Source organism: Mucilaginibacter sp. UYCu711, assembly GCF_050433825.1.
Classification (GTDB): Bacteria; Bacteroidota; Bacteroidia; order Sphingobacteriales; family Sphingobacteriaceae; genus Mucilaginibacter.
In genome coordinates this window covers 386281-399450 of record NZ_JBNPWM010000001.1, presented here as the reverse complement: position 1 = coordinate 399450, position 13170 = coordinate 386281, and the positions used below count along the sequence as shown (strand labels likewise).

Below are 13170 nucleotides of genomic sequence, written 5' to 3'. Positions count from 1 at the left end.
GCTAACTTACGTAATGCAGCACTTTACGGTATAGTTCATCCGGCAGGAAGGGTTTAACAACAATATCATCAATACCGGCAGCATGGACTTCGTCCTGTATATCTTGCGGCAGGTTGGCCGTCAAAGCGATGATTGGAATAGTAATACCTTTGGCCCGGATACGCCGCGCCGCCTCATAGCCATCCATGACGGGCATATGCAGGTCCATTAAAATTAGCCGGTGCTTGCTCGTATCCAACATTGCCAAAGCCTCCTGTCCATTCCCTGCAACATCGATAACCGCACCGCGCCTTTTCAGAAAAGTTTGCACTACCATCACATTTAATATATTGTCTTCGACTAATAAAATCGACAAGCCACTAAAAGCTGCCGGGTTAGCCGGCGCCTGCCCTGCCGGTGCGGCTACCATCAATGACTGCCCACCGGGCGCAAATATTTGATCAAAATAAAAGTAAGCGCCTTTCCCTTCTTCGCTTTCAAGGTGTAATTGGCTATCCTGCAATTCCAGCAACCGTTTGCTGATAGCGAGGCCAAGCCCGGTACCACCAAAACTGCGTGAGGTGGATGAGTCTGCCTGCGTAAAGCGATCAAAAATTAATGCCTGGTTTTTGAGCGAAATACCAATACCTGTATCCCTTACCCCAAAGCGAACAGTTAACTCTGTTTCGCTACGCTTCTTAAGCCCCAGCGTAACTAATACTTCACCGGTATTAGTAAATTTAATAGCGTTATGCACCAAATTGGTCAGCACCTGGGCAATCCGCGTAGGATCGGCATTAACCATAAAGTCCAGCTCCGAATCTATATTTAACCGTAGGTCTATCGCTTTATCTTGCGCTATGGTCGCTAAACTATTAACTATATTCCTGGCTATAGCTGGCAGGTCTGTCGGAATATTTTCAAAAGTCACCATTCCAGCTTCAATCTTATTATAATCCAGGATATCATTTACAATACCAAGCAGGTTATTTGCCGAGAAGATCATCGTTTGTAATTGTGCCTGCTGATCAGGGCGAGGATCATTCTCCAGTAACAAATGCCCTATACCGATAACAGAGTTCAGCGGTGTCCTGATCTCGTGGCTCATCGTGCTCAGGAACTCGCTTTTAGCAACAAGCCCCTGTTCTGCTTCATGCCGTGCTCGCGTTAATACAAATGATACCCGATGGGATAAAACCAACGACTGCAAAAAGAAAAAACTGATATAACCAATAAAACTAAGCAGCTGTAACTGTGGTACGATATTCCAGTAATGTAAAAGGGATATAGCAAACACCCCCATCAGCGCCAGCGAACTAGCCAGTGAATATATTGAGCCCGGCCGTTTAAGCCGCCACGCTTTAATATACAGGTATGGCACATATACTAAACAAAACACCATTACTACCAGGAAAGGGTTGACGAGTTGCGAGAAATAATAAGCCGGAAAAAACAGTGAGATCCCTGTAAAAACAAAACAAACAATTGTAATAGCAGCGATTACTTTCTTATTACTATCAGCAGGATATAAATAACGGCAGTATAGTCCAAAAATACCAATACCGGCAAACAAGCTCATATATTCCAACCTTACTGCTACATACCAGTTCAGATCAGGAAATAAACTGTGCAGCACATAATTATCTGTACCTATAATGCGGTAGCTGTAAACGATGGCATAGAGTGAAAACATCAATACCGCTTTGTCGCGGTTGCCAAAAATATAGAGCCCCAGGAAAAACAACCCACCCATAAATAAGCAGCCTGTTAACAGCAAATCGATGGCCTCACTACGCTGCCGTGCCAGTTCCATCGGCGCCTTCGGCCCTAACGCCAAAGGTGACTTTACGCCACCGCGATAATGTACAAAATTGGATACATGTAGCACCAGTCGCAAAGTGTCTGTATTCGCAGGTAAGTCCACAGCACGGTATTGCCAATGTGCCCGGAAGCCATCCGGTCCTTGGGTGGCATTACCATTGCTTGCTATCAGTTTGCCATTTAAATAAAGCCGATAAGCACAATAAACATCCGGCACAGACATTCTTAGTGGCGCAGTATGTTTTGGCATTACTATCGTTAAAACATAACTGGCATAACCAAACGATGGCAACTTATGCCCATTGAGTAAATAACCGTTCCATAAAAAAGGGAACTGCACCCGCACATCACTTTTTGCAGGTATCGCGGCAGGGTTAACAAACTGTTGCCAGTAAAATTGCCACTCGCCGTTTAGCTCTACCTCTCCATCCAAATCGTTCTGCCGAAGGTCCAGCACCCCATCTTTTGCACTTGGTTGGGCATAAGCAGTGAAGCAGAACGATAAGCACCCTGTCAATAATATAACAAGGCGTATTTTAGACGAAATCATCAGGTGTAACTGTGTAATAAAAATATAGCTAAAAGTGCTAAATTTAAATTAACATAATGGGCTACCTATAATATAAAGTTTAAACTTTTATAATCACTTCAGTTTCCATTCGGGTCGTTCAAAATGACAGGTATAGCCGTAGGGGTTCTTTTGTAAATAGTCCTGGTGCTCAGCCTCGGCATCCCAAAAATCAGTTGCAGGTACTACCTCAGTAACGATCTTGCCGGGCCATATTCCAGAGGCTTCCATTTCTGCAATTAACTCGTTGGCTGTTTCACGTTGTGTTTCATCCAGATAAAATATGGCCGAACGATAAGATGCACCAATGTCGTTGCCCTGCCTGTTACGTGTAGTTGGATCATGGATCTGGAAAAAATACTTCAATAGTTTGCGATAAGATAGCTGCGCCGGGTCAAAGGTTATCGCTATCCCCTCGGCATGCGTGCCATGGTTTCTATAAGTAGCATTAGGGACATCGCCGCCTGTATAACCTACTACTGTTGAAATAACGCCGGGATAATGACGTAGTAACTCTTCTACTCCCCAAAAGCAACCGCCTGCCAGAATGGCTTTTTCAGTATTCATATCGTTCTAATTAAATAACAAAAGTACGAAAGAGTAAATTGCTTTTTTAATTAAAACATGATACAATCAAATTAGATTGCTTTAATATGATCACAGAAAAAACCTCAAACAATCAGGACATAATTTATTTCGCTGGGCCAAAAATCTTGATCCATCCTGATCCAAAAATTTTGATCCGCGCTTATAAAACCGGCGTTTTTGCAATCAATTGATTATTAAATAATTAATAGTGATTTATCTGTAAAATTTCTGACTTAAAAGGCGATTCATTTTGATCCACCTGTTTTTACCAAATTGCTAATTTTCAAATATTTAAGTAAAAAACCTGATTCGGTTGATCCATTTTGATCCACTATTTTCTGGATCACGATGTTAAACAAAGAGGCTTCCGAAGCCTTTCAGTGGAAGTACAATCACTACGACTTACTTCTCCGGCTTAACGTTTCGCCGGTTTTCTTATCTTTTTTCTTTGGCAGCACCTTAACGGCTCTTTCTTCTTCAGTTAGTTCAACATGTACAGCATACGCTGCCGGCTCAATGCGTTTGCCTTTAAAATCAACATAGGCTTTGGTAAACTCTGCACCGAAATAAAGGATAGCAGCAGTGTAATAAACCCACAGCAAAATGGCTATCAATGATCCCGCTGCACCATAGGTTGAACTATTGGCTGACATGCCAACATACATCCCAATAACCAGGCGGCCAAACATAAACAGCAACGACGTAAAGATGGCACCTGAGCGTACGTCTTTCCAACTGATCTTTGCATCGGGCAGCACTTTAAAGATAACACCGAACAGGACGGTTATCACAATAAAGCTGATTAACACATTAATAATGTTAAAAATGACCACTGTAATATCAGGCAGGAAGGTTTTAAGTTTATCGCTTAAAGCAAGTAACGCGCCATTAATCAGTAGTGAAACCAGGAGCAAAAAACCTAATGAAACAATCAATGAACCAGACAACAGGCGATCTTTTACCAACTTTAGCCATGCTTTTTTAGGCTTAGCCCTGACCTGCCATATCATATTTATAGATTCCTGTATTTCGCCAAACACAGTGGTCGCGCCAATAAGTAAAGTTACAACGCCAATAATAACTGATATTGTTGATTTGCCGGACATTTCAAGATGCTTGATCATATCCTGGATTTGGATGGCCGCATCATTTCCTACGAAGCCATTCAGCTCTAAAAAAACCTTGCCCTGGATGGCGTCTTTGCCAAGGAAGATCCCTGCCAGCGAGATTACTAACAATAATAGCGGCGCTAACGAGAAAATGGTGTAATAGGCGAGCGACGCACTGTACTTAAGCGCCAAATCATTCATAAAGCCGCTAAAGGCTGCTTTTAAGATCGTAAATCCATCTTTAATGGCTTGTTTGGTAAAGTATAGTTTAATCATGTTATAAAATTACCTGCTTGATTACCAACCCATAATCGCGCCAGATTGTTTCTATTAAAACTAAATAACGATCTTTGCCTTTATAAAGTTATAAGTATTTAGTATTTGTGAATAAAAGAAGAATAACCGCGGAGATTACTGCGATCGGAGGTTATGTCCCCGAAGATAGATTAACCAATGAAGATCTGGAAAAACTGGTCGAAACTTCAGACAAATGGATCACTGAGCGAACAGGCATAAAAGAACGCCGCATCCTTCGCGACCCTTTGTTAGCTACTTCAGATATGGCAGCTTTTGCTGTTAAAAAACTACTGGAAGATTCCCGACTGCCGGCCGAAGAGGTAGATTGCCTGATATTGGCAACATCGACACCCGACCAGTTGCTGGCTCCCGCGGCAAGTTTGGTTTGCGAAAAAGCCGGTTTAAATAACGCCTGGGGTTTTGATCTGAATGCCGCCTGCAGCGGATTTTTATATGCGCTTTCCATGGGTGCCAGCTTGATAGAAAGTGAGCGATATAAAAAGGTTATTGTAATAGGTGCTGACCAAATGAGTGCTATTGTAAACTATAGCGACCGTAACACCTGTATCCTTTTTGGCGATGGCGCAGGCGCTGTTCTGCTTGAACCATCCACCGCCGGCATTGGGGTTATCGACAATCTATTTAAAACAGATGGTAAGGGTGTCGCCTGCCTTTCTGTTCCAGCTGGCGGTTCGCTTGAACCGGCTTCAACCGAAACATTGGCAGCGGGTAGGAACTATGTCCAACAGGATGGGCGAACAGTTTTCAAAGCCGCTATTAAGGGCATGAGCGATGCCTGTTTGGAGATAATGGAACGCAATAACTTAACCAACCAGGATGTTGATTGGATTATTCCGCACCAGGCCAACCTCCGCATTATCAATGCGGTTGGCAACCGGTTAAATTTCCCGCTTGAAAAAGTAAAGGTTAATATCCAGCGGTATGGTAATACAACCGCGGCAACTATCCCCCTTTGTCTGTGGGATTTCCAGGATGATTTTACAGCCGGTGATAACATCTTATTAACAGCATTCGGCGCAGGTTTTACCTGGGGTAGCACTTATTTAAAGTGGGGTACATTACGCCATCATAATTTATAGTAACTTCGGTTTATTAAATTGCTGATGCAAAGATTTACGTTTATACTATTGACTAATTATAATTTTTACCATCCATAATTATGATCAAATTATTTGTCGGCGGTTTTCCGTTGGATATGACCGAGCTTGAAATCGTACAAATCATTGCTCCTTACGCAGACGTTGTTACTATTAAAATCGTCCGCGATAAAAAAACAAAAATCTGTAAAGGATATGCCTTTCTCGAAATAGCAAACCGCGAGGGAGCGGAGCAAGCCATTATTGAACTGGATGGAACCCCACTGGCAGGGCGCGGGTTACGGCTGAGTATAGTAGAGACTACACCAACAGGAACTGTTGTTAAACAAAAACGGCCCAGGCTACAACGGTAAAGATATAGCTGATCCTTACCCGTTAACCGGTAAATAGAAAGCGAATAAACTACCCTCACCAACTGCGCTTTCTACCCATATCTTTCCGTTTTGTGCTTCAATAAAATCTTTGGAGATAGCCAGGCCTAATCCCGAGCCAGATTTATTTTGTCCGTCAGTAGGCACCTGGAAATAACGGTCAAATAAACGTTTTTGATATTGCTCGTCAATGCCTTTACCCTGGTCTTTTACAGAAAACTCCACCTTGTTCTTATTATTTTTTATGCTGATGGTAATTTTTGAATGTTCGGAACTATAGCGCAAGGCGTTCGATAAAAAGTTCACCAATACCCACGCGGTTTTCTCTACGTCAACATTTAATAAAGGCAGGTCTTCATCTTTCACAATCTCCAGTTTCACACCTTTTTGTTCGGCCTGAAAATTTACCGAAGCGATAGCATAATCCAGGATCTGTTCGGGTTTTACCGGAACAAAGTTTAATTGAATATTTCCTGTTTCCACCTGTGAAAGCTCTAACAGTTCGCTGGTTATTTTAAGCAGACGCTCACTATCATCGGTGATATGGGCTAATAACTCTTGTTGCTCAGAATTGAGCGCCCCAACCCTTTCATCCTTCATTAATTTTAAACTCATTTTGATAGATGAGATAGGCGTTTTTAACTCGTGTGATATGGTAGCTATGAAATTGGTCTTGGCTTCGTCGCGCTCTTTAAACTCAGTAACGTTTCTGAGGATGTAAACCTTGCCTACTTGTTTCTTGGCTATTTTTAACGTCTCGTCAGGATCCGGGTTCAAATTGGGGACAGCTATCTCACGCGTTTCCAGCTGGAAATGCGCGTCTTTACCATCAACCACTATTTTAAAGGGCTTACCTGTTTTATCCTCGGCCATTATAGAGCGGAACAGATCATTGGTTTTAACAATATCGGTAACCAGGCGCCCCTGGGTCTTGTCGGTATTTAAATTCAGGATGTCTTTAGCAGCAGTATTTATAAACAATATTTCCTGCTTTTCATTGATACCGATGATGGCATCGTGCATTTGCTCAATAATAGTTTCGATGCGCAATTTTTCTGACATGATCTTGGAGAGGTTGCTGTTCTCCCATTCATCCAGTCGCCATGCCATTTCATTAAACGCGTTGGCTACTTCTGCAAATTCATCGTTTTGATCAAAGTGAATACGCTGTTTGTAATTCTTTTTCGCAATCTCTCTTATGCCATCCAATAAAGAGCTTAAAGGATTAGAAATTATGCTTGGGAAATTTACGCTAAAACTAAATAACACCAGGAAGGTAAACGCACCGGCAAGACCCAGGAAAACACTTGCGTTTTCAACCGAAGTATGTGCTTTGTCATTCTTAACAACAATTGCATGCATGTTTATCGCGTCAATATCACGGAGATCTTTTCGGGCTTGTCTTTCTGATAGTTTTAGTTGGATAAGTGTGGCTGATTTATCCTGCAGTTGAACAAAGGCCCCCCTTAAACTTTTCACTGCGGCCAGCTCGCCAACTTCTGTAATATTATGTTCTTCTTTTACCAATAGGGTGTTAAAATTATTAGCCGTTGTTTTACTTAACGGAAAATCCTTTTCATCAAGTATTGTACGCATATCTCTGGTAAAATTCAACGACTCATAATTGTCCTTTAAAATAACCTTGGCGCTATTAGATATCTCGTTGATATAAAACAGTGATATTAAGCCAAACACCAATACCACTATAAACAGGAAGCCGAAGCCCAGGCGGAGTTTATTTTTTACTTTCATGATAGTATTACTAAATCAATTTCTGTAGCTGCTATATTTTTAAGCAAGCCGTTAAATACAGGTGTCCTTAAAATTACCTGGAACAGGCTTAAGTGCGGTTTACCGATACATATTGTAGTTATCTCCCGTTCTTTTGCTACCTGCATTATTGTTTGTGTTATCCGGTCGCTTTTTACTTTTAGCACTTCGGCGCCCAACTCGGTGGCCAACTTGAAGTTATTAATCAAATATCGTTGTTTGTCAAGCTTTATCTTGTCCAAACTTTCACTGCTGCTTTGCACATATAATACTATCCACGGCGAACGGTAATACGATGCCAGGCGCGCAGTTTTTCGTATTACCACTTTTGATGTCTCGGCATTGGATGATATGCAAGCCAGGAATTTTTCGGGGCGCAGTTTAATCTGCTTGGGCACTTCAATATCGATTTTACGCTCTAAATGATGTGCTACTTCTTTTAGCGCTATTTCTCTTAACTGTAATATCTTTTCGCTACGAAAAAAATTCTGTAAGGCTCTCTCAACTTTAGATTTATCGTAAATCTTGCCATCCTTCAGGCGGTCAATCAATTCATCTGCAGTTAAATCTATATTCACTATTTCGCCGGCCATTTCCAAGACTTTGTCCGGTACCCTTTCCGTGATAGGGATCCCGGTGATCTTTTCTATTTCCTCGTTCATGCTTTCCAGGTGCTGGATATTTACCGCGGAAATGACGTTAATACCGGCCTCTAAAATATCAACTACATCCTGCCAGCGTTTACTATTTTTACTCCCCTCTATGTTGCTATGGGCCAGTTCGTCAACAATTACAACTTCGGGATGCCGGTTAAGGATGGCCTTAAGGTCCATTTCTTCCAGTTCCTTACCCTTATAAAATATTTTACGCCGGGGAATTAAAGGCAGGCCCGCTAATAAAGCATGGGTTTCTAAACGATTGTGGGTTTCGATATAACCGATCTGTATATTAATCCCATTACGCAACAGGGCATGTGCTTCCTGCAACATACGATAGGTTTTACCCACGCCAGCACTCATGCCAATGTAGATCTTAAACTTACCACGCCTTGAACTTTTTATCAGCTCCAAAAAATGCTTAACCGATTGCTCTTTATTTTCCTCTTCCATAATTTAACCTATAAAAGGGGCGTCGCTCCCCCCCTTTTTGCACACTCACATTTAACTAACTAATCAACAACAATTAGTATTTAGGCGCATGCTTACATTCAATATTATTTTAGTGCATCTAAAGCTACATTTAATTTAAGCACATTAACTTTTGATGGGCCGAACAAGCCTAATAACGGGCCTTCGGTGTGGTTTTTAACTAATTCCTCTACTTTACCTTCGTCGATCTTCCGATAAGCAGCTACACGCTTAATTTGAATCGTAGCTGCTTCGGGCGAAATATCCGGGTCAAGACCGCTGCCCGATGCCGTTACCATCTCGGCAGGGATATCACTACGTTTTAAATATGGGTGATATTTTAAAAGCGTATCGATACGGTTAGACACATCTTTTAAATAATCAGGATTACTTGGCCCTTTGTTTGATCCGGCTGAGCCGGCAGCGTTATAGCTAACTGCCGACGGTCTGCCCCAAAAGTATTGTGGTTCGGTAAAGCTTTGCCCCACATTGGCATAACCAACCACCTTGCCGTTCACGACGATAGTTTCGCCGTCGCCCTTTCCTTTGGATAGTTTACCGGCGAACATAATGAAGACCGGGTAGATCACGCATAAGATCACAGTTAGCACCAATGTGATGCGGATGGATTTTAAAATATTTGATTTCATGATATTAATTATTAAAAGAATAATGAAATAAACAGGTCAATTAACTTGATGCCTATAAATGGTGCGATAACACCGCCTAACCCATAGATAAGCAAGTTCCGGCGAAGTAATGCGCTGGCGCCAATTGGCTTGTACTCTACGCCTTTTAAAGCCAGTGGTATAAGCATTGGGATAATGATGGCGTTAAATATAACTGCAGACAGGATTGCGCTTTCAGGACTGTTCAGGTTCATGATATTAATTGCCTGCAGGGCCGGAATAGATGCAATAAATAATGCCGGCACAATGGCAAAGTATTTAGCCACGTCATTTGCGATAGAGAAAGTAGTTAACGTACCACGTGTTATTAATAACTGTTTGCCTATCTCAACAATCTCAATAAGCTTGGTTGGATCGTTATCCAGATCCACCATATTACCGGCTTCCTTCGCAGCCTGTGTGCCACTGTTCATCGCAACACCCACGTCGGCTTGTGCCAGTGCGGGCGCATCGTTGGTACCGTCACCCATCATCGCTACCAGGCGGCCAGCCTGTTGTTCGGCTTTAATGTAATTCATTTTATCCTCAGGCTTAGCCTCGGCAATAAAATCATCAACACCTGCTTTTTCGGCAATAAATTTAGCAGTCAGCGGGTTATCACCGGTCACCATTACTGTTTTGATACCCATTTTACGTAGGCGTTCAAAACGTTCGGCGATGCCGGGCTTAATGATATCCTGTAACTCTATTGTACCCAAGACCTTTTCGTTTTGCGAAACTACCAGTGGCGTACCACCGTTAGACGCGATGGTTTTCACGCGCTCCTCTACATCATCAGGAAACTTGTGCCCTGCGTTTACTGATAGGTTACGGATAGAATCAAATGCACCTTTACGTATCCGCATACCGTCCGGGGTATTAATACCGCTCGAACGGGTCTCGGCAGTGAATTTGATAAATTCAGCAGTTTCAGGTGCGGTAAGCGTGATAGTCATCTTGCTTTGACTTGCCAGTTCAACTATGGATTTACCTTCGGGGGTTTCATCAGCTAACGATGATAATACCGCCGCTTTTACCAAATCTTCCGGCAGGATATCTAAAGCCGGCCAAAAATGGGTGGCTTTACGATTACCGATAGTGATGGTACCTGTTTTGTCCAGTAACAATACATCAATGTCACCTGCGGTTTCTACCGCTTTACCCGATTTGGTGATTACGTTGGCACGCAGCGCCCTGTCCATCCCGGCAATACCAATGGCCGATAACAAACCACCGATGGTAGTCGGGATTAAACAAACAAAGAGTGAGATTAAGGCTGCAATGGTGATTGGCGTATTGGCATAATCAGCAAAAGGCTTAAGCGTAACGCATACGATAATAAAGATCAGTGTAAAGCTGGCCAACAGTATGGTTAGTGCAATCTCATTCGGGGTCTTCTGGCGTGAAGCACCTTCTACCAGTGCAATCATCTTATCCAGGAAGCTTTCGCCCGGCTCGGTGGTAACTTTAACCTTAATCTGGTCTGATAAAACCTTGGTACCACCTGTAACGGATGACTTATCACCACCCGCTTCGCGAATAACCGGAGCAGATTCACCGGTGATTGCCGATTCATCAATGGTTGCAAGCCCCTCGATAATTTCACCATCCGTAGGGATCGTATCACCAGCCTCGCAGAAAAACACGTCTCCCTTGCGTAATTCATTCGATGATTTCGTGATGATCGAACCATTTACAACCAATACTTTAGCAGGTGTTTCCTCGCGGGTTTTACGCAAGCTATCGGCCTGTGCTTTACCACGTGCTTCGGCAATGGCCTCGGCAAAGTTTGCAAACAATAGCGTTAACAACAGTACTGTAAAAATGATAAGGTTATAAGCAAAAGAACCCTGACCCGTATGCAAAAAGCTGTAAATGCTCATATATAGCATAATGGCAGTACCTACTTCCACGGTAAACATAACCGGGTTACGAAGCATTACTCTAGGGTTCAGTTTTATGAACGATTGTTTAAGCGCGGTTTGCACTAAAGCAGGTTCAAATAATTTATTAGATTGAGTTTTCATGTGTTTAATTACTTAGGCATTGAAAAGAACTCTGCAATAGGGCCTAATGCCAAAGCAGGAAAGTATGATAATGCGTTTAAAACAAGTATTACTGCAAAGGTCATGAGGCCGAAAGTCACTGTATCAACTTTTAATGTACCAGCTGATTCCGGGATAAATTTTTTCTGTGCCAGCAAACCTGCTATAACCACCGGGCCAATAATTGGCAGGAACCTGCCCAATAACATTATAAAACCTGTTGAAACGTTCCAGAAGATGTTGTTGTCCCCCAGCCCTTCAAAGCCAGATCCGTTGTTGGCGTTGGCCGAAGTCATCTCGTAAAGCATTTCGCTAAAGCCGTGGAAGCTTGGGTTATTTAACCATGCTGACGGTTTAACTGTCCAGTCGGCATTGCCGTGATTAGTGAACACATACGCAGCGATAGCTGTACCGGCCATAATCAAGAATGGGCTAAGCAAAGTTATCAAAGCTGCTATTTTGACTTCACGCGCTTCCACTTTGTGGCCCAAAAACTCGGGAGTTCGTCCAACCATCAGGCCGGAAATGAATACAGCTATAATGAGGTAGATAAAGTAGTTTAATACACCCACACCGCAACCACCAAAGAAACCGTTGATCATCATGCCTAACAGTTGCCATAGTCCGGTAAGCGCCATTGTACTGTCATGCATACCATTAACTGAACCTGTTGATACGATGGTAGTGAAAGTACTCCAGAAGGCTGTAGCGATGGGGCCTATACGCACCTCTTTACCTTCCATGGCACCCGTAGTTTGAGTTATGCCCATTTTAGCAATGGCGGGGTTACCACCAAGTTCACTACTGATGCTCGGGATGATTAGCAGTAAGGCACCAACCATCATTACCCCAAAGATCACCCAACCCAGTTTTTTCCGACGGATAAAATAGCCAAAGCACAAAACCATTGCGATAGGAATGATCATTTGTGATACGATCTCGGTAATGTTGGTCAGGTAGTTTGGATTTTCCAGCGGATGTGTAGAGTTTGCGCCAAACCACCCGCCGCCGTTGGTGCCCAAATGTTTTATAGCGATCATCTGTGCAGCAGGACCGCGGGATACGTTTACAGTATCGCCTTGCAGCGATATGAACTTATCTTTACCTGCATAGCTGCTTGGAGTACCGTTAAAGGTCAATATTAAAGCAATTACTACTGCTATAGGTAATAACAATCGGGTGATGGCTTTTAAAAAGTAGTTCCAGAAGTTACCCAAATCATTAGTGGTTTTATCCCGAAACGCTTTAAATAAACCTACCGCGCAGGCAATGCCGGTTGCAGCGCTTACAAAATGCAGAAACATAAATATAAAATGCTGTATAAGATAGCTTGCCCCGCTTTCACCGCTATAGTGCTGCAGGTTGCAGTTCACTACAAAGCTAATGATGGTATTAAAAGCCAGGTCGGCGGTCATACCCGGGTTGCCATCAGGGTTAAGGGGTAGCTTGTCCTGATACATCAAAACAAAGAAGCCATACACCAGCCAAAGCAGGTTAATAACCATCATGGCTTTTAAAAACTGTTTCCAGTTCATCGGCTCGTTAGGATTGATTCCTGATAGTTTATAAATACCGTTTTCTAAGGGTTTCATAAAATCGGTCCATACCTTTTCGCCGGCAAACATTTTTGCCAGGTATTTGCCCAGCGGTATGCCTATAAGCAGCATAAGGGCAAACGAGGCAATGATTCCAAATAATTCTGTGTTCAT

Annotated in this window: 10 protein-coding genes; 2 read left to right on the top strand and 8 right to left on the bottom strand. The window is 42.7% G+C overall.

Annotated features, from left to right (window positions below):
- Position 1: 1 nt before the first annotated feature.
- The 3 genes from ABIB50_RS01910 to ABIB50_RS01900 all read right to left on the bottom strand — a co-directional run bounded on the left by ABIB50_RS01910 (position 2) and on the right by ABIB50_RS01900 (position 4341).
- On the bottom strand, positions 2–2350 hold the full coding sequence (locus ABIB50_RS01910; protein ID WP_429376779.1) for an ATP-binding protein: 2349 nt from the start codon (positions 2348–2350) through the stop codon (positions 2–4).
- 93 nt (positions 2351–2443) lie between these two features.
- Positions 2444–2935 carry a peptide-methionine (S)-S-oxide reductase MsrA gene (msrA, locus tag ABIB50_RS01905; protein ID WP_429376778.1) on the bottom strand — a complete coding sequence of 164 codons (492 nt, stop codon included), beginning with the start codon at positions 2933–2935 and terminating at the stop codon, positions 2444–2446.
- A 416-nt stretch (positions 2936–3351) separates the two neighbouring features.
- On the bottom strand, positions 3352–4341 hold the full coding sequence (locus tag ABIB50_RS01900; protein WP_429376776.1) for a YihY/virulence factor BrkB family protein: 990 nt from the start codon (positions 4339–4341) through the stop codon (positions 3352–3354).
- Positions 4342–4448: 107 nt separating this feature from the next.
- Between ABIB50_RS01900 and ABIB50_RS01895 the strand changes: the two genes are divergently transcribed.
- Both ABIB50_RS01895 and ABIB50_RS01890 read left to right on the top strand, forming a co-directional pair.
- Complete coding sequence (locus tag ABIB50_RS01895) at positions 4449–5462, top strand: beta-ketoacyl-ACP synthase III (RefSeq protein WP_429376774.1); 1014 nt, start codon at positions 4449–4451, stop codon at positions 5460–5462.
- 80 nt (positions 5463–5542) lie between these two features.
- A complete protein-coding gene (locus ABIB50_RS01890; RefSeq protein ID WP_429376772.1) occupies positions 5543–5833 on the top strand; it encodes an RNA recognition motif domain-containing protein in 291 nt (96 codons plus the stop codon).
- 15 nt (positions 5834–5848) lie between these two features.
- Here the strand turns inward: ABIB50_RS01890 and ABIB50_RS01885 are convergent, their stop codons facing one another.
- The 5 genes from ABIB50_RS01885 to kdpA all read right to left on the bottom strand — a co-directional run bounded on the left by ABIB50_RS01885 (position 5849) and on the right by kdpA (position 13170).
- Complete coding sequence (locus tag ABIB50_RS01885) at positions 5849–7603, bottom strand: ATP-binding protein (RefSeq protein WP_429376770.1); 1755 nt, start codon at positions 7601–7603, stop codon at positions 5849–5851.
- The gene (locus ABIB50_RS01880; protein ID WP_429376769.1) at positions 7600–8730 is read right to left on the bottom strand and encodes a sensor protein KdpD; all 1131 of its coding nucleotides are present in this window, start codon (positions 8728–8730) and stop codon (positions 7600–7602) included. Before ABIB50_RS01880 ends, ABIB50_RS01885 begins: the two co-directional genes overlap by 4 nt.
- A 104-nt stretch (positions 8731–8834) precedes the next feature.
- The gene (locus tag ABIB50_RS01875; protein WP_429376767.1) at positions 8835–9398 is read right to left on the bottom strand and encodes a K(+)-transporting ATPase subunit C; all 564 of its coding nucleotides are present in this window, start codon (positions 9396–9398) and stop codon (positions 8835–8837) included.
- 11 nt (positions 9399–9409) lie between these two features.
- Entirely contained in the window at positions 9410–11443 is a 2034-nt protein-coding gene (gene kdpB, locus ABIB50_RS01870; RefSeq protein ID WP_429376766.1) for a potassium-transporting ATPase subunit KdpB, read from the bottom strand.
- Positions 11444–11451: 8 nt separating this feature from the next.
- On the bottom strand, positions 11452–13170 hold the full coding sequence (gene kdpA / locus ABIB50_RS01865; protein WP_429376764.1) for a potassium-transporting ATPase subunit KdpA: 1719 nt from the start codon (positions 13168–13170) through the stop codon (positions 11452–11454).

What these genes read in the sequence shown, in the direction of transcription:
- ABIB50_RS01910 (WP_429376779.1), bottom strand. Translation starts at nt 2,350, where the DNA reads ATGATTTCGTCTAAAATACGCCTTGTTATATTATTGACAGGGTGCTTA.
- msrA (WP_429376778.1), bottom strand. Translation starts at nt 2,935, where the DNA reads ATGAATACTGAAAAAGCCATTCTGGCAGGCGGTTGCTTTTGGGGAGTA.
- ABIB50_RS01900 (WP_429376776.1), bottom strand. Translation starts at nt 4,341, where the DNA reads ATGATTAAACTATACTTTACCAAACAAGCCATTAAAGATGGATTTACG.
- ABIB50_RS01890 (WP_429376772.1), top strand. Translation starts at nt 5,543, where the DNA reads ATGATCAAATTATTTGTCGGCGGTTTTCCGTTGGATATGACCGAGCTT.
- ABIB50_RS01885 (WP_429376770.1), bottom strand. Translation starts at nt 7,603, where the DNA reads ATGAAAGTAAAAAATAAACTCCGCCTGGGCTTCGGCTTCCTGTTTATA.
- ABIB50_RS01880 (WP_429376769.1), bottom strand. Translation starts at nt 8,730, where the DNA reads ATGGAAGAGGAAAATAAAGAGCAATCGGTTAAGCATTTTTTGGAGCTG.
- ABIB50_RS01875 (WP_429376767.1), bottom strand. Translation starts at nt 9,398, where the DNA reads ATGAAATCAAATATTTTAAAATCCATCCGCATCACATTGGTGCTAACT.
- kdpB (WP_429376766.1), bottom strand. Translation starts at nt 11,443, where the DNA reads ATGAAAACTCAATCTAATAAATTATTTGAACCTGCTTTAGTGCAAACC.
- kdpA (WP_429376764.1), bottom strand. Translation starts at nt 13,170, where the DNA reads ATGAACACAGAATTATTTGGAATCATTGCCTCGTTTGCCCTTATGCTG.